14 protein-coding genes, 1 tRNA gene and 1 pseudogene are annotated in these 16,057 nt (G+C 60.9%); 6 read left to right on the top strand and 10 right to left on the bottom strand.

The annotated features are described in order from the left end of the window. Positions 1-1,299, bottom strand: a 1,299-nt coding sequence (locus tag RMO57_RS04935) for an Ig-like domain-containing protein (protein WP_310384779.1), incomplete at its 3' end; no start/stop codon positions are given. A gap of 225 nt (positions 1,300-1,524) precedes the next feature. On the opposite strand from RMO57_RS04935, the gene RMO57_RS04930 reads away from it, so the two are divergent. Then, positions 1,525-2,412, top strand: a complete 888-nt coding sequence (locus RMO57_RS04930) for a dienelactone hydrolase family protein (protein WP_310384777.1) — start codon at positions 1,525-1,527, stop codon at positions 2,410-2,412. 1 nt (position 2,413) lies between these two features. Here the strand turns inward: RMO57_RS04930 and RMO57_RS04925 are convergent, their stop codons facing one another. Then, a complete protein-coding gene (locus tag RMO57_RS04925; protein WP_310384775.1) occupies positions 2,414-2,932 on the bottom strand; it encodes a hypothetical protein in 519 nt (172 codons plus the stop codon). A gap of 109 nt (positions 2,933-3,041) precedes the next feature. After that, positions 3,042-3,428, bottom strand: coding sequence for a hypothetical protein (locus RMO57_RS04920; protein WP_310384774.1), 387 nt, complete (start codon positions 3,426-3,428; stop codon positions 3,042-3,044). A 773-nt stretch (positions 3,429-4,201) separates the two neighbouring features. On the opposite strand from RMO57_RS04920, the gene RMO57_RS04915 reads away from it, so the two are divergent. After that, a complete protein-coding gene (locus tag RMO57_RS04915; protein ID WP_310384773.1) occupies positions 4,202-4,522 on the top strand; it encodes a hypothetical protein in 321 nt (106 codons plus the stop codon). A gap of 79 nt (positions 4,523-4,601) precedes the next feature. On the opposite strand, the gene RMO57_RS04910 is transcribed toward RMO57_RS04915, so the two are convergent. The 4 genes from RMO57_RS04910 to hrcA form a co-directional block, all read right to left on the bottom strand. Next, complete coding sequence (locus tag RMO57_RS04910) at positions 4,602-7,202, bottom strand: AAA family ATPase (protein ID WP_310384772.1); 2,601 nt, start codon at positions 7,200-7,202, stop codon at positions 4,602-4,604. Between the two features lie 7 nt (positions 7,203-7,209). After that, positions 7,210-7,650, bottom strand: a complete 441-nt coding sequence (locus RMO57_RS04905; RefSeq protein WP_310384769.1) for a hypothetical protein — start codon at positions 7,648-7,650, stop codon at positions 7,210-7,212. A gap of 229 nt (positions 7,651-7,879) precedes the next feature. Then, positions 7,880-7,956: transfer RNA gene (locus RMO57_RS04900), tRNA-Ile, on the bottom strand. A gap of 67 nt (positions 7,957-8,023) precedes the next feature. Beyond that, positions 8,024-9,043: a heat-inducible transcriptional repressor HrcA gene (gene hrcA / locus RMO57_RS04895; RefSeq protein WP_310384767.1), complete on the bottom strand. Its 1,020-nt coding sequence runs from the start codon at positions 9,041-9,043 to the stop codon at positions 8,024-8,026. Positions 9,044-9,124: 81 nt separating this feature from the next. Here hrcA and RMO57_RS04890 point away from each other — a divergent pair, with 81 nt between their 5' ends. The 3 genes from RMO57_RS04890 to rapZ are packed head-to-tail and all read left to right on the top strand — an operon-like array spanning position 9,125 to position 12,670. Beyond that, complete coding sequence (locus tag RMO57_RS04890; protein ID WP_310384765.1) at positions 9,125-10,000, top strand: NAD kinase; 876 nt, start codon at positions 9,125-9,127, stop codon at positions 9,998-10,000. 34 nt (positions 10,001-10,034) lie between these two features. Next, positions 10,035-11,759, top strand: coding sequence for a DNA repair protein RecN (gene recN, locus RMO57_RS04885; RefSeq protein WP_310384763.1), 1,725 nt, complete (start codon positions 10,035-10,037; stop codon positions 11,757-11,759). Continuing rightward, positions 11,756-12,670: an RNase adapter RapZ gene (gene rapZ / locus RMO57_RS04880; RefSeq protein WP_310384761.1), complete on the top strand. Its 915-nt coding sequence runs from the start codon at positions 11,756-11,758 to the stop codon at positions 12,668-12,670. Before recN ends, rapZ begins: the two co-directional genes overlap by 4 nt. 6 nt (positions 12,671-12,676) lie before the next feature. Here rapZ and RMO57_RS04875 read toward each other — a convergent pair whose 3' ends face one another. The 3 genes from RMO57_RS04875 to mutM are packed head-to-tail and all read right to left on the bottom strand — an operon-like array spanning position 12,677 to position 14,850. Next, the gene (locus RMO57_RS04875) at positions 12,677-12,985 is read right to left on the bottom strand and encodes a hypothetical protein (RefSeq protein ID WP_310384760.1); all 309 of its coding nucleotides are present in this window, start codon (positions 12,983-12,985) and stop codon (positions 12,677-12,679) included. Positions 12,986-13,000: 15 nt separating this feature from the next. Next, positions 13,001-14,032, bottom strand: coding sequence for an A/G-specific adenine glycosylase (gene mutY / locus RMO57_RS04870; protein ID WP_310384758.1), 1,032 nt, complete (start codon positions 14,030-14,032; stop codon positions 13,001-13,003). Then, on the bottom strand, positions 14,017-14,850 hold the full coding sequence (gene mutM, locus RMO57_RS04865; RefSeq protein ID WP_310384756.1) for a bifunctional DNA-formamidopyrimidine glycosylase/DNA-(apurinic or apyrimidinic site) lyase: 834 nt from the start codon (positions 14,848-14,850) through the stop codon (positions 14,017-14,019). The genes mutY and mutM overlap by 16 nt, the downstream gene beginning before the upstream one ends. Positions 14,851-14,937: 87 nt before the next feature. On the opposite strand from mutM, the pseudogene RMO57_RS04860 reads away from it, so the two are divergent. Continuing rightward, a pseudogene (locus RMO57_RS04860) lies at positions 14,938-16,057 on the top strand (hypothetical protein); the annotation flags it as partial.

Below are 16,057 nucleotides of genomic sequence, written 5' to 3'. Positions count from 1 at the left end.
CACCGTTGAGCCATTGACCGACAACAGCGCAGGGGTGGGGTTGTAGTTGTCGGTGATCCACACCGTGTTGGCGTTGACCGTCTTGGCATCCACAGGCTCGCTGAACTGAATCAAGATGGGCTTGCCCACATCAACATCCTGCGCGCCCTCCAGTGGGGTCGTGCCGACGACGGCGGGCGCCGTCGCATCGACGTCAAAGCTCCAGGTTCGCACGCTGGCCAAGGGATTGCCCAACAAGTCTTGCGCCTCGGTGCCGATGCGCGCCGTGTAGCGCCCACTGGGCCAGGACTGCACGGGCACAAACTGCGCCGTGGCACCCGCAACTTGGACCGTCCCTTGGACGGCTTGCCCCTTGCTGTCGACCACGCTGAAGGCTTGCTGCATCGAGTCCGGGTCGACCGGCTCACTGAATACGACCTTCACCCACAGGCTTTGCTGGCCCGCTGTCGTCGCCTCAGGCGTGCTGCTCAACACGGTCGGTGGCACGCTTTCGCTGCGTCTGTCGCCAAGCCGGAATTGACTCAAGGTGGTCGTGCTCGACTCGGTCCGACCGCCGCTGCTCTCTTGCTGTACGCGGCGTACCAAGCCGATGTCGGGTGCAAACCATTCGTCCATGGTGGTTTCAATCGGAATCACGCGTCCGTCTGAACTCAGCGTCACGGAACTCTTGAGCACGGCTCTTTGATGCAAACAGGCACTGAAGTCGCCGGCCGGAGTCTGCACGTTTTCGAAGCCGAGCACCGTGACTTCGGCACGTATCACGAGACGGTCAGCCCGCCCGTCGCCATCGAGATCCACGTCCTTGTCCAAAATCTTGTCCAGCTGCACAAAGGTGTCGCCCGCACGCACCGGCAAGCGCAGCAGCTGAATTTTGCCAACGGCCAATGAAAATGCGTCGGACCCAGCGAGCGGAATTTCATGCAGTGCGCTGGTGGAAGGCAGCAGCAAGGACTCGGTGGCCTTGGTCTCGCCCGCCTCCAGGGTACGCAGCACCGTCCCTGTTTGGCCGTCAACAGTCAGTGCCCCGCCGACGGTCACCATCGTCGACGCAGCGCTTGCGTTCGCGCTTTCGCTGTAGATCCAGCGGTGCCCGGTGACGATTGGGAAATAGTTTGGCGCGACGCTCGGCTTGGTATCCACCGGAGCAGGCGGCGGCTCCGAGCCTGCGCCCCCACCGCCACCCCCACCTCCGCAGGCGACGAGCAGGGCACTGAGTGCCGCAGCCATCACCTTCACCCGTGCCGGGCGGGCCACAACTACAGCGGCCAAGCTCACGGCCCAGCAGATTGGCATCTTCATTTCGGCTTCCTCCCTAACTCTTTTGACTGGCGCTGCCCGGACTCTTTGGACCGCAAATTGGCAAGCTCTGGCGCGCGATTTTAGGTGCCGAATTTACCCAGAAAAGAAGGATTTCATCCAGACAAACCCGCAGGCCGATTGAGGTTTCGCTGCCTTACGGCATCTGGTCAGCACGGTTTTTCGGCCGCAGCTATGCTCCGCTACTTCATCCATTTTGGAGCCGCCATGCAGCGCAAAACCGCCCAGGATTTCGACCAAGATTTGTTGATACTCTTTGACGCCTATGTGCACGGCACGCTGGACCGGCGCGGCTTCTTGGAGCGGGCGCAGAAGTTCGCGGTCGGTGGTCTGACGGCAGCGGCGCTGCTGGCTTCGCTGTCCCCCGACTTCGCGCTGGGCCAAGTGGTGCCAAAAGACGATGAGCGCTTGAAGACCGAGATGGTCGACATACCTTCCCCCGCCGGCTCCGGCAGCATCAAGGCTTATCTGGCACGGCCCGCCAAGGCAAAGGCCAAGCTGCCCGCAATTTTGGTGGTGCATGAGAACCGCGGGCTCAACCCGCATATCGAAGACATCACCCGGCGCCTGGCGCTGGAGGGCTATATGGTTTTGGCCCCCGATGCGCTGACACCGCTGGGTGGCTACCCCGGGGACGAGGACAAGGCACGTGCCTTGTTTGCCAAACTGGACCAAGCCAAGACGCGCGAAGACTTCATGGCCAGCGCCGCTTGGCTGCAGGCCAGGCCAGACGTCACAGCCAAGCTCGGCGCGGTAGGGTTTTGCTATGGCGGCGGCATGGTCCACATGCTGGCCACACGCTTACCCGACTTGGCAGCGGCCGTGCCCTTCTACGGCAACCACCCCGCGCCCGAAGACGCGGCCAAGGTAAAAGCGCCGTTGCTGATTCATTTCGCTGCGGTGGACGAACGCATCAACGCCGCCTGGCCGGCCTATGAAGCGGCGCTCAAAGCCGCCGGCGTGCCCTACACCGCACACCTGTATGCCGGCACCCAGCATGGCTTCAACAACGACACCACGCCGCGCTTTGATGCGGCGGCAGCCCAGTTGGCCTGGGAGCGCACGCTGGAATTCTTCAAGCAGAAGCTGCAGTGAATCAGGCCTTGATCTGATTGCGCGCCGCCACCTTGGCCTTGACGTCCTCGGGTGACCAAAACAGCCAGTCATGTTCCAGCATATGGGCGCGGATGGCCTCGCTTTGGCCCTGGTTGACCTTGCCGGCAATCATGCCAAGGCGCACCTTGGTCTCAAGGTTAGCCATGCCCAGCGCGATCAAGTCCTGCAACAGCCGCGCCAGCACCAGGCTGCGGTAGCGCTCCGAGGTGAAGAGCTTGAAGCGCCCGGCCGGCACATCGTGCTCTTCTTGCAGCAGCGATAGCTTGGCGCCGGGTGAGTCCAGATAGGCCTTGACGTCCAGCGCCATCACCTCGTTGGTGCCCATATTGAAGGCCAGCATATCGATCTCTGGCTTCGGCGCGGACTGCTTGCCGATCTGCTTTTTCTCCTCCAGGCTGACGCTGACCTTGAACTTGTGGCGCACCCAAAAACCCTCTTCTTCGAGCAGGGTGGTGACGATGTTGTCGAACTTGTCGATGGTCTTGAATACTTCAATCATGGGCGCGATTCTATCGGGGCAGGCGTCAAGCCAGCGCAGCGCCGGCCTCGCCCACCGGCCTATCGTTGATGCGCCGGTTCGGCACTACCGTCAGCCCCAGCAGCACGATCTAGAGCAGGGCCAGGCCGCAGGCCGTGAACAGGGCCGCCGGCGACATCAGCCGCAGCGCCGCCCCGGCAGCGGCCGCCGCCAGCGGCGCCAAGCCCGTGAAGATGCCCATGAAGACACTCATGGCCCGCCCCAGCATGGCCGGTGGCACGCGCTTTTGCATCCAGGTAAACACGACCATCTGAACAAAACCGGCCAAGGAGCCCAGTGGCCTCAGCAGCGCCACGCCCTGCCAGACCGCCGTGATATGGCCGAAGGGCAAGAACACAAGGCCGGCCACCCCGTCGATCGCCAGCACGGTAAAGCCCAGCGTCCCCAGCCGCCAAGTCGGCCGCATGCCGGCAACAAGCATGCCGGTCAAACTGCTCAAGCCATGGCCGGCCAACAAGAGGCCCTTTTGGACCTTGTCCTTGGGCTTTCTCGGCCGTCAACCGGAGCCGAATGGCCGCTGCTTGACCCGTCGAATAGGCGCTATCGCCCCTGTAGGAGCCGCTCGCTCCGTCATCGGCCGTGGTAGCTGGGTGCCCGGAGATGCCCCTCGGCCGCGATGCTGCCTGAATGAAAACTTGCACGTGGCGCGTCTGCGCGAGAATCTCAGCCATCGTATTAATCCCATCCATCCCCTCCATCCTGGCTCTGTTTTCTTCTCGCCCAAGCCGTTTGAAAATCGTTGGCTAGACCAGGGATTGATGTGCGGCGCCGTAAGAATTTTTTAGCCAGGATGAAGGAGATGAACAGGATAAAAGCAAAACGGTCGAGTCGGCCAGGCCTTGCGCAATCCCTGCCAAGTGCGACTTCCGAGCTGCTGCAGCGTGCCCGGAGCTGCCTTTCGAATTGGTCTCACTCGAGCTCAGTCGACTCGGCCCGCCGCCGTGCTCATGGTGCCCGGGTCGGCTCTGACGAGCCGACTCCCCTCGGTGCTCACTGCGCAGGTCAGCGGCGGCAAACTCCCTTCGTTCGCTGTGCTCACTGCGGTCAAACAGGTGACGCCAAGCCAGTTGTTGAAGCGCGCTGAGCGCGCCTGACCCGCTTCGCTGCGCTCTCGGCCGCGCACAAATCGCCCGTCGGCGGGCCGAGCCAACTTCGGGTCGGGCGTTCGGCGCGGGGATGGGGCGCGGCGTTCGCGCGGCTGTGCCTCACGCGGAAGTACCAGGGAACAAGATGGCCAAGATCGAAGGCCATGAAAACGTATGCGTCGCTTGGGATCACTATTGCCGAGCCCAAGGCGGTGTCTCCTGCGGCCGCAATGCGTTGATCAAGTTGGCGATGATGACGCCTGACACCTTGGGTCTCTTTGGCGACCCGGCTTCACCGCATCCATGCGGAGTGGAAACCACGTCGCACGAGAAGTATCTAGATCCTCATAACGCCGAAAACCAATTGACCATAACTGTGCATTGGGTTGCCGAGTCGAAGCGGTATGACTGGGTCATCACTTCACGAAATGACAGGCCAGCACTTGAAGGCGATCGATTTTTTTAAGGGACGCAGTCCGTTCAACCTTGGACTAGTGCAAAAAACTGTGCGAACGTTGCACTTGCCAACGAAGTCGCCCAAAAGGCTACACGGCCTTTGTTCGAACGTACTTCAAGTCAAGTCCTGCTTTGTAAAGCTGCCGAGCACGCAATTCACCCGAGGAACCGGGGCGGACTTCAAACATCCCGATGGTCTGCATGCTCGCAAGTGCTTGCCGCACATCTTCTTCCTTCAGCTTCGAACGTTCAGAAAGATTCTTGACCATCTGGTCTACTTTAAATGGAGTTTGTAAGCCCTGAAAAGCAGCTATCAGCCGATCTACTGCATTATTATTTGCCGCTGGCGAACTAGCGTCAATATTCAGGAACGAATATAGCTCTGTTCTAACGTCCCCTAAGAATGCCTTGGATGCCTGATCGTAGGCGAGAAGAACGGCCGCACTAGTAACGCGTCCATCCCGAATGTTTCTACCCTCTGCCTCACCGCAGTTCTCCGCCAATTTACGCAAAAATCCATCGAATAGCCTCGGATAAAATGCCGCCTCGCCCCCACTTCCGCCGCCGGCATCAGAGAAATACGCAGCAAAGAAAGTTGTTGTCTTCAGGCGGTTTCGCTCCAACCCATCTGGAAATATTTCGAGTAAAAAAGACTCAGCAATATCATCAGGCAGCACGCCTCTAGATATTGCCTCCGATTTTTGCTCAATTTTCTTACAAACCAGCAGAAAACTATTCTTAAACCAGGGCAAGCTAACTATTCTCGCTAACGCAAAATTCAATATAGCAGTCTTATTCCAATGAAGATGCAAGACCGAGCCTTCAATTTGCTGCTCGACATTTTGACTAGCACCCGTAGCCAAGTCGGAACGCAACAACAATCGAATAGAAACTTTTCTCGAAATATTCCTATCAAACTGGACCGCAGCCAGAAATCTAAACAAAGCCTCGACGAACGAGCGCAAATCCGTTGCAGCCACAGCCGTTTCGACGCCATCTATCACAAAAACGCGCCGATCCGACCCATCAACCCTTGCGTGCACTTTGGTGACTGGAGCGACATTTCCTGTACTCTGAAATCCGTCGAACTCTTTGGCAATGGCGCCAGAAAAAGCGGCATCGTCGCGAGTATCAGGAATAGATAGTGCGGCACCTAAGAGCAACCACCAGAATGCCTCAAAATCATTATTACAGTGGCGCAAAGCCTGCTGGAATTGGGTACCGGCACTCTTTAGCCCGCCAGCCGACGAATCACTGGCGACGAGCAGCGGCTGAGCCATACCTTTGTTAACCAACTCTGTCAGCAGGCGAGTTTTGCCAGTGCCTTTCCGGCCAAAAATGTAATGGTAGGGGCTATCCAAGCTGAACACCTTTGCCAGACCAGGTGTCAAAATAAATTTACCCTGATCAGTCGATCCACTGCCAGTGAGACTTATCGGTCCGTTCTCACTTCGCACGCGTGCCGGAGCACTACCACTCAGCCCAAGCACCGAACGAAGACCTGAAATCGCCTGCTGATTTGCAATAGACATGTCGCGAGGTGCGACTTTTCGCCCATCAACCAAGTTCTGGTCGTGCTGCCAGAATATCCAGTACGATTCCAAAACTTCATCGTCTAAAGGAAGAAATTTTCCAATCTTTCCCAAGAGTTGTTGAATGTGATCGGCATGATCTACCCGGGCTTGCGACGCTGTCATTTTCGGATTCAATGAAAAGCTGACAAATGCCCCAGGTGAATACTCATCGTGCGCAAGCAGGGTATCCAGTAGATTCGAATCTTGAATATGCCGCGCCATCCCGTCTGGCCGTATAAATATTACGGCCGGACCAGGCCAGGCCTCCATAATTGGAAGCACTGAGGGTGCAAAACCAGTCCGATGATCAAATAGCACGACGTCATAAGACGGATCAGGTTCAGTGCTTTCTATTTGGGCTCGCAGAGAAGCAATTCCACGCTTCAAAAATGCAGTATCCAGAGATGCGTTAAGTAGAAATGCAGCAAAATCCATGTCGAATCTAGCCGCTGCGGGGCGTGCGGCTATCAGATCAACGTAGCCATCTGTTGAAATTCCGACATAAGTACGTGAGAGCGGTCGTATTTTCGCGTTAGCCCTACTCAAGCCCATCAGCGACGAATCAATATCCGATGCTACTGTTTCTAGCATTGCATCGAGTGAGGGGGCTTCGATATCGGCATCTACTAATAGCACGCGAAAACCGGCATCAGCCAAGGTCTTTGCAAGCGCCAAAAGCACTGTCGATCGACCTTGCCCACCCTTATAGCCGTAGAAGTGAATGGCCTTAGTTTTGACTCCTTTCATATCGGTGGGCACTTCGTCATCGAGATGATTTGCACCACCGACTGGGGCCGAAGCGTTCATTGGAGGAATTGGGCTGAAAGCTCCTAGCCAGCCAGCTTCAGCTTCTCTCGAATCAAGATAGCCATAATCTTCCGCACGCTCCTTCAGCGTAATCGGAAGCAACTCAATCATGGGACTATCCATGATTGATGCAAGATCGACCAAGGTAAGGCCGGCGAGTTCGGCAAGAATTTCCAGTCTCGCCTCATGCGACTTTCCAGCAAAACGCTCCGACATACAAAATATGTACAAAGTCGGATGCGCATATGCGACGCCCACGTTCAATGCAGCTTTCTTCAGCGCATTCGTGATGAATTCAGATATTGTCATAATTTACTTAGAGCGCCTTCCCAAATTTATTTTTCAGATATGCGCGAATTTCAAGTACCTTAGCACTTAGGACTTTCGCCTGTTCTTCCGACGTGAATGGAGCGGGCCAACTATCCGACTCATGCCTAACATATCGAATATTTGGATAGGAATCGACCGGTGCATTGCAAGGATTGCCATCTTTCCCTTGCACAGTAATCGCCGTTATCGCGTTCCGGAGCTGCGCCACCAAAGCATTCAACTTTATCTTACAACCCTGATGATGACCGATTGCAAACAGATGTGCGAATTTATCAATCGCCGCGGGAACATTATGACCCTTCAAACCGACATCGTTCTTTAGAATAAGCTCAACGGCGACAAGACCCAAATATGCCTTAACTATATGGTCTGAGCTTGACACAGAAGCTGCTACGAACGCATCGATATTTTTTGTGTGCCTAGTCATTCCAAAAGTCTCTCCTACTGGTCAACTATTACCCCAAGAGCCAAACATCAAAGCGTCAAGCACCTTTTTGCAGAGTAACGGAACTCTATGCGATTGCGGCACCCACGTCGTAGACATGCAATCAAGAAAGCCCGAACAAGAATCGAACATGAGGGCTACATGGTGGCTACAAAAGCCCCAGAAACAACAAAGCCCAACCGGAGAGATTGGGCCAAGTGCTTGATTTAATTGGTAGGCCGTATAGGACTTGAACCTATGACCAAAGGATTATGAGTCCTCTGCTCTAACCAACTGAGCTAACGGCCCCCATGGGGTACTTCATTGATCCCGCCACAACAGCGGAAGCGCGCGATTGTATAGGCCTTGACGGGCCCTACTTCTGCGACAGCGCCTGACTGATCATCCTCGACGTGATGTCGACAATCTGGATCATCCGGTCATAGGCCATTCGCGTCGGGCCAATGACACCGAGCGTGCCAACGACTTGACCGTTGACTTCGTAGGGCGCCGAGACGATGGACAACTCCTCGAAGGGAACGACCTGGCTCTCGCCGCCTATATAAATACGCACGCCCTCGGCGCGGCTGGACACGTCCAGCAAACGCATCAATTGGGTCTTTTGCTCGAACACATCGAACAAGCGCCGCAGGCTGCCCATATCGTTACCGAAATCCTGCACGGTGAGCAAATTGCGCTCGCCCGAGATGACGACGCGCTCCTCGTCGTCGGCCATGGCCTCGGTGCCGGCCTGCACGGCGGCACTCATCAGGCCGGCGATCTCACCGCGCAATTCGTCCACTTCGTTCTTCAAACGCTCTCGCACCGCCTCCAGGCTCAAGCCGGCGTAATGGGCGTTCAGCCGGTTGCTGGCTTCGGCCAACTCGGCCTGGCTGAGATCTTGCGCGGTGAAGATGACGCGGTTTTGCACATCGCCGTCGGGCGACACCATGATCACCAACACACGCCTGTCGCCCAAGCGCAAAAACTCGATGTGGTGAAAAACGCCGGGCTTGCGCGGTGCCGTCACCACACCGACAAAATTAGACAGGCTCGATAGCAGATGCGCGGCGCTGGCGATCACGCGCTGCGGCTGATCGGGCTGCAGATGGGTGTCAATCGGTTTTGAGTCCGCACCGAGCAGGGCCGGTTGCGCCGTCAACATGGTGTCGACAAAGAGCCGGTAGCCACGCGCGGTGGGGATGCGCCCGGCGCTGGTGTGCGGGCTGGCGATCAGGCCTAAGTCTTCAAGATCGGCCATCACATTGCGGATCGTGGCCGGGCTCAACTCCAGGCCGGAGGCTTTGGACAATGTGCGGGAGCCGATCGGTTGACCGTCGGCGATATAACGCTCGACCAGGGTTTTCAGCAGTGATTTGGATCGCTCGTCAAGCATGGCTTGATTGTAGGTTCCCGCAGCGTGAGCGCCACGCGGACTTCCCCGTAACGTCATAGTGCTGTGGTGTAATTCTCATCTATGGCGAAACGTTTCCAGCATGTGGCAATTGTGGGCAAGCATCAAGCGCTCGGTATCCGCCCAATTCTTGAGGAAATTGCCGAATTCGTCACGCGGCAAGGCATCGACGTTTCTCTTCAGCAAGAGACCGCCTTGAACACCGGCATGACCGCATATGACGCCCTGACGAACGAGCAGCTAGGCGCGCAGTGCGACCTGGCCATCGTGGTCGGCGGCGACGGCACGATGCTGGGCTTCGCGCGCGAGATGGCCCGCTTTGGGGTGCCGCTGGTGGGCATCAACCAAGGGCGGCTGGGCTTCATCACCGACATCTCGATGGAGCGCTTTCGCGAGGCGCTGGCGCCGATGTTGGCCGGCGACTATGAGATGGAGCATCGCAATATGCTGGAAGGTGCGGTCTGGCGCGATGAACGCAGCATCTTCGAAGGCCTGGCCTTGAACGATGTGGTGGTCAGCCGCGGTGCCACCGCCAGCATGGTGGAGCTGCGCATCGATGTCGGCGACGAATTTGTCGCCAATTTGCGCGCCGACGGCGTGATCGTCGCCTCGCCGACCGGCTCCACCGCCTACGCCTTGTCGGCCGGCGGCCCGATTCTGCACCCCAGCATTGCCGGCTGGCTGCTGGTGCCGATTGCCTCGCACACCTTGTCCAACCGCCCCATCGTGCTGCCGGACACCGGCGATGTGACGCTGGAAATCGTCGCCGGCCGCGACGCCAGCGTGAACTTCGATATGCAAAGCCTGGCCAGCCTGCTGCATGGTGACCGCATCAGCGTGCGCCGTTCGGCCTACAAGGTTTGTTTCTTGCACCCCAAGGGCTGGAGCTATTACGCCACCTTGCGCAGAAAACTCCGCTGGTATGAGGGTGTGAGCTGATGAATCCTTTTCTGCCGCCGGTGAGAGGCCTCTGATGCTGCGCCGCCTGAGCCTGCGCGACTTTGTCATCGTGCCCGAGTTGGAGCTGGACTTCCATGCCGGCTTCTCGGTGCTGACCGGCGAGACCGGCGCCGGCAAGTCGATCTTGGTCGATGCGCTGCAGCTGGCGCTCGGCAGCCGGGGTGATGCCGGCGTCGTGCGCGAGGGCGCCACGCGGGCCGAGATTTCGGCCGAATTTGACCGCCCCGTCCATCTGACCGGCTGGTTGGAGGAGGCAGGTTTCGATGATGGCAGCGGCAGTCTGCTGCTGCGCCGCGTGATCGATGCGCAGGGCAAGAGCCGCGCCTGGATCAACGGCAGCCCGGCCACGGTCACGCAGCTGCGCGAGCTGGCCGACAGCTTGCTGGACATCCACGGCCAACATGCCTGGCAAGGCTTGACCCGCCCGCCTGCGGTGCGCGCCTTGCTCGACAACTATGCCGGCCTGGACTGCACGGCCTTGGGGCACGCCTATGCCGCTTGGCGAGTCGCTAGCGATAAGCTCGCCGCTGCCGAATCGCGTCAAGCTGACTTGTTACGTGAGCGGGAACGCCTAGCCTGGCAGATCGGCGAAGTGGCGCGTTTGGCGCCCGGCCTTGACGAGTGGGACGCGTTGAATTCAGAGCACCAAAAGCTGGCCCATGCGCAGGCGCTGCTGGACGCTGTGCGCGGCGCTTTGGACGCATTGACCGAAGCCGAGCCCAGCGCCGAGTCGCAGACCGACAAGGCCTTGACCCAGCTTGAGAAGGTGTTGGATTACGACAGCGGCTTGCTGCCGGCCGTCGAGGCCTTGCGCGGCGCGCAGGCGCAGCTGCAAGACGCCGCCCACACCCTCAGCACCTATCTGCACGGCACCGAGCTGGAGCCGGCACGCATGCATGAACTGGACGAGCGGCTCTCCGCCTGGCTGACGCTGGCGCGCCGCTACCGGCGCCCGCCGGCCGAATTGCCGCAGCTCTTGAGCCAATGGCAGAGCGAGCTGCAAGCACTTGACGCGGCCACCGACCTCGCCGCGCTGACTGCTGCCTTGATCGGCGCGCGCAGCGGCTATGAGCGCGAGGCCAAGCGCATCAGCAGCGAGCGCCGCGCCGCCGCGCCCAAGTTGGCGGCCGCCGTCACGCAGGCGATGCAGCAACTCGGCATGAGTGGGGGGCAGTTCGAGGTCAGCCTGCTGGCGCAAGAGCAGCCACAAAGCTTTGGCCTGGAGTCGGCCGAGTTCTTGGTCGCCGGCCACGCCGGCAGCACGCCCAGGCCGCTGGCCAAGGTGGCCTCGGGCGGCGAGTTGTCGCGCATTGCCTTGGGCATTGCCGTCACCACCTGCCAGCAAGACAGCGGCGGCGTGGGCACCTTGATCTTTGACGAAATCGACGCCGGCGTCGGTGGTGCGGTGGCCGAAACCGTCGGCCGCTTGATGAAGCAGTTAGGGCGCTCCGCCCAAGTGCTGGCCGTCACCCATCTGCCGCAGGTGGCGGCCTGTGCCGATCAGCATTTGGTCGTCGCCAAGGCCATGGCAGCAGGGCAAACGCTCAGCTCGGTGCAAGCCGTCAGCGGCGAAGCCCGGGTGGCGGAGATCGCCCGCATGCTCGGCGGTGAGCGCCTCTCGTCGACCAGCCTGGCCCACGCCCAAGAGATGCTCGACCTGTCCGCCAACCCTGCCTCCACTTCAGCAGCAGCAATAGCAATAGCAACCACTACTCGCGTCAAGAAAGCCAAGTCATGAGCAGCAGCAACGCAGCCCCACCACTCGACCCCGCGGTGAAAAGCAATGTCGTGCTGGTCACCGGCATGTCCGGCGGCGGCAAGTCGGAGGCGATGCATGCGCTGGAGGACGCCGGTTTTTTCTGCGTTGACAATCTGCCGGCCGACCTGCTGATGGACTTTTTGCGCCTTGAGCAGCAGCGCGGCGAGCGCCGGGTGGCGATTGCGGTGGACGTGCGCAGCGTCGGCTCGCTGCCCCTGCTGCTGCCCTTGTTCAAGCAGTTGCGCACCGAAGGCGTGGCGATTCGGTCGATCTTCTTTGACGCCAACACCGAGACCTTGATGCGGCGCTTCTCGGAGACGCGCCGCCCTCACCCCCTGCGCCATGACCAATCGCCGTCAAGCCAGGACGACAGCCACCGGGCCTTGTTGGAGGCGATTACGCTGGAGCGCGAATTGCTGGGCGCACTGCGGATTGAGTCCACCGTGCTGGACACCAGCCAGCTGCGCCCCGCGCAGCTGCGCGCCTGGGTGCGCGATCTGGTGGTGGTGGAAGGCAACTCGCTGACCCTGGTGTTCGAGTCCTTTGCGTTCAAGCATGGCGTGCCCAGCGACGCCGACTTTGTGTTTGATGTGCGTGTGCTGCCTAACCCCTATTACGACCGGGCCATGCGCCCGCTCAATGGCCGCGACCAGCCGGTTGCCGACTATCTGGCCGCACAGCCCGAGGTCGGTTTGATGCTGAGCCAGATCGGCGCCTTTCTGACCCAATGGCTGCCCAAATTCGCCGCCGATCAGCGCAGCTACTTGACGGTGGCGATTGGTTGCACCGGCGGCCAGCATCGCTCGGTTTATTTGGTCGAGGCCCTGGCGCGTCAGTTTGCCCACCATGGCCAAGTGCTGAAAAGACACCGCGAGTTGGACGCGAAATAAGCGCGCTCAGACCTGCCGCTGCTTATCTTCGTTCGAGTACAACAGCACCAGCAGCGCCACCGTCCCCAGGGGCGCGAGCAGCACCAGCACCAACATCCACGGCAGCAGGTTGCGGCCACTGCGCTTCAATGCCTGGCCCATGAAGACCCAATGGGCCATCAATCCGGCCGCCATCCCCAGGCTCAAAAACGTCAGCAGTGCCGCCGAAGGATCACCCTTCGCGCTGGCGGCCGAGATCAAAAACCACAAACAGCAGGCCGCCGCCAGCAGAGCGACGAGCGCGGATTCAACGGCGTTTTTGGTGGCAGCGTTCATGGCAAAGTGACTCGGTCAGGCGATCAATTTTTTCAACGGGGCGGGCAAAGCGTAATCGGCCAAACGCTCACGTGCCACCCAAACCCCGCTCGGGCCGGACCCGCTGGCGCTGCTGGTGACTTCAGCACGGCGGGGGTGCAGTATCCAATCAAAATGCGTCAGGGCGTGGGCAATTCGCGGCATCACTTCCAGTTTCGCGCCGAGGCCGTCGGCGGCCGATTGCAGGCTCGCCTCGTCCTCATACAGTGGCAGGCTCCACAAGCCCGCCCACACGCCGGTGGCCGGACGTTGCTGCAGCAAGACCTGACCCTCGCGCTCCAACCATAACCACCAGTTCTCACGCCGCCCGCGTTTGAGTTTGCGGGTCTTGATCGGGTAGGCCGTCGGCGCGCCTTGGCTGCGGGCCGCACACAAATCGGCCACCGGGCAAAGCAGGCATTGCGGCTGACGGGTGTTGCAAATACTGGCGCCCAGGTCCATCAGGCCCTGGGTGTAGGACTCGATACCCTCGGCCGGTAGCAAGTCGGTGGCGTGGTTCCACAACCGCTTTTCTTCGGCGCTGCTGGCCAGGTCGCCATCAAAGGCCAGCACGCGGCCCAGCACCCGTTTGACATTGCCGTCAAGAATAGCGACGCGCTCGCCGAAGCAAAACGCCGCCACCGCCGCCGCGGTCGAGCGGCCAATGCCGGGCAGCGTTTGCAAGGTGACCGAGCTGCGCGGGAACTCGGCGCCATGCAGCGCCACCACCGCCTGCGCGCAGGCATGCAGATTGCGCGCCCGGCTGTAATAGCCCAGGCCGGCCCACAGCGCCAGCACCTCGTCCAGCGTCGCCGCAGCGAGCTCGCTGACGGTGGGGAAGCGTTCCAAGAAGCGCTGGTAATAGCCCAAGACCGTCGTCACCTGGGTCTGCTGCAACATGATCTCGGACAGCCAGACGCGGTAAGGGTCGCGGGTGTTTTGCCAAGGCAAAGCATGGCGGCCATGCCTGCGCTGCCAGGCGACCAGGATCGCTGCAAATTGCTCTGGGATAACTATCGTTTTTGACATTGAGGGCAGAAAAAGGTGGAGCGCTGGCCTTGCACAATGCGCCGGATCGGCGTGCCGCAGCTGAGGCAAGGCAGGCCCTCGCGGCCATAGACACGGGCCTGCATTTGAAAGCTGCCGGCGACGCCGTGGGCGTCTTTGAAATCCCGCAGGGTGGTGCCGCCCGCTTCCAGCGCTTGGCCCAGCACCGCGCGCACCGCCTGCGCCAGCCTCTCGGCTCGCGGACGGCTGAGCTTGGACGCCGCCAAGCGCGGATCGATGCCGGCCAGAAACAAGGCCTCACAAGCATAGATATTGCCGGCGCCGACGACGATGTCACCGGCCAGCAGGGCCAGCTTCACGGCGACCTGGCGGCCACTCAGGCCAGCATGCAGATGGGGGCCGTCAAAGCGGGGGTCGAAGGGCTCCATCCCTAAGCTGCCAAGCAGCTTGGCCGCGGGGTCGGCATTGATGGCCGGCGACCAAACCACCGCGCCAAAACGCCGCGGGTCGGTCAGGCGCAGCAAGCCACGGTCGGTCTGCAAATCGAAATGGTCATGGCGGCCGGCCGGCGCGTCCCCCTCCCCAGGCGTGAAGGCCAGCGAGCCCGACATACCCAGATGCAGCAACAACCCACCGCCAGCCATTGGCCGCGACAGCGGCAGCCACAAATATTTGCCGCGTCGGCTGACCGCGCCGACACGGCCGCCGATCAACTGCTCACAGGCCAGGCCCAAGGGCCAGCGCAGCGGCTTGCCCAGGCGCGCCTGCAAGACGGTGGCGCCCTCGATGGCGGCGGCGAAACTGCGGCGGGTGACTTCAACTTCGGGGAGTTCGGGCATGCTCGGCATGATATCGGGGCAGAATGTCCGCTTGCCCCGCCCCGAGTTGGTCGGGGTTTGTCTTTTTGGAATTACGCAGGAGCATGCATGGCCGAGAAATTTCGCCGCAGCGTCGCCGGGGGCGCTGCCCTTGCGGTGGCATTGCTGCTTGCCAGCCTGAGCGAACCCAAGGCCTGGGCCGCTACGCCCGCCGGCAACTTCGGCAACTCCGACATGGACGCGCCGCTGTTCTACCAATTGCTGGTGGGCGAGCTGGAGTTGAGCGCCGGTCAGCCCGGCGTCGCCTACCAAGTTCTGCTGGACGCCGCACGCCGCACCGGCGATGAGGTCTTGTTTCAACGCGTCATCAGCATCGCCCTGCAAGCGCGGGCCGGTGACCAAGCCTTGATCGCCGCCAAGGCTTGGCGCGAATCGCAGCCCAAATCCGCCGCCGCCCACCAGATGGTGGTCCAGTTGCTGGCCTTGCTGAACCGGCCCGCCGACGCTGCCGACGCAATCCGCCCGCTGCTCGCCGTCACGCCCGAGGCCGAGCGAGCGGCCGTGTTGGCGTCGCTGCCGCGGCTGTTTCAGCGGGCAGCCGAACCCAAGCGCGTACTGGCCGCCCTGGCGCCGGTGCTGCAGGCCGCCGCGCAGCAGCCTGCAACAAAGCTGGCCGCGCTGACCGCGCTGGCGAGGCTGCACTTGGCCGCCGGTGACAGCCAGCGCGCCCTGGCGCTGGCCGAAGAAATCGTCGCCTTCGCGCCCGAAGCCGACGAGGCGATGCAGCTGGCTTTGGACTTGCTGCCGCAGTTGACGCAGGCCGAAGCCCTGATCACTCGGCGCCTGCAAGTCAAACCCGACAACCTGGCTTTGCAACTCGCCTATGGCCGGGCTTTGGCGCGCGCGCAGCGGCCGGCGGAGGCCGCGCGCGAGTTCCGTGCCATCACGATCGCGTCGCCCCACATCAGCAGCGCCTGGTTTGCGCTCGGCACCCTGGAGCTGGAGCTACGCAATGCGCAAGCAGCGGACGCGGCACTGCGCGAATATCTGAAGCTGCTGGATAGCCCGCCTTCGGCAGGCGAAGACATCGACCCACAAGCAAGCGCCGAAGCCCGTCAACAAACCTGGCTGCTGCTCGCCCAGGCCGCCGAGCTGCGCGGTGACTTGAAGGCGGCCGAAGCCTGGCTGCTCAAGGTGGACGTGCCGCAGCGCCAGTTGGAGGCGCAGT

The organism is Roseateles sp. (genome assembly GCF_031397715.1).
Classification (GTDB): Bacteria; Pseudomonadota; Gammaproteobacteria; order Burkholderiales; family Burkholderiaceae_C; genus Paucibacter_A.
The sequence above is the reverse complement of the archived record's forward strand: the minus strand, read 5'-3'. Positions and strand labels throughout refer to the sequence as shown.

Bases quoted from the DNA above. Each gene is read 5' to 3' on its own strand.
- RMO57_RS04930 (WP_310384777.1), top strand. From the start codon at position 1,525: ATGCAGCGCAAAACCGCCCAGGATTTCGACCAAGATTTGTTGATACTC.
- RMO57_RS04925 (WP_310384775.1), bottom strand. From the start codon at position 2,932: ATGATTGAAGTATTCAAGACCATCGACAAGTTCGACAACATCGTCACC.
- RMO57_RS04915 (WP_310384773.1), top strand. From the start codon at position 4,202: ATGGCCAAGATCGAAGGCCATGAAAACGTATGCGTCGCTTGGGATCAC.
- RMO57_RS04910 (WP_310384772.1), bottom strand. From the start codon at position 7,202: ATGACAATATCTGAATTCATCACGAATGCGCTGAAGAAAGCTGCATTG.
- RMO57_RS04905 (WP_310384769.1), bottom strand. From the start codon at position 7,650: ATGACTAGGCACACAAAAAATATCGATGCGTTCGTAGCAGCTTCTGTG.
- hrcA (WP_310384767.1), bottom strand. From the start codon at position 9,043: ATGCTTGACGAGCGATCCAAATCACTGCTGAAAACCCTGGTCGAGCGT.
- RMO57_RS04890 (WP_310384765.1), top strand. From the start codon at position 9,125: ATGGCGAAACGTTTCCAGCATGTGGCAATTGTGGGCAAGCATCAAGCG.
- recN (WP_310384763.1), top strand. From the start codon at position 10,035: ATGCTGCGCCGCCTGAGCCTGCGCGACTTTGTCATCGTGCCCGAGTTG.
- rapZ (WP_310384761.1), top strand. From the start codon at position 11,756: ATGAGCAGCAGCAACGCAGCCCCACCACTCGACCCCGCGGTGAAAAGC.
- RMO57_RS04875 (WP_310384760.1), bottom strand. From the start codon at position 12,985: ATGAACGCTGCCACCAAAAACGCCGTTGAATCCGCGCTCGTCGCTCTG.
- mutY (WP_310384758.1), bottom strand. From the start codon at position 14,032: ATGTCAAAAACGATAGTTATCCCAGAGCAATTTGCAGCGATCCTGGTC.
- mutM (WP_310384756.1), bottom strand. From the start codon at position 14,850: ATGCCCGAACTCCCCGAAGTTGAAGTCACCCGCCGCAGTTTCGCCGCC.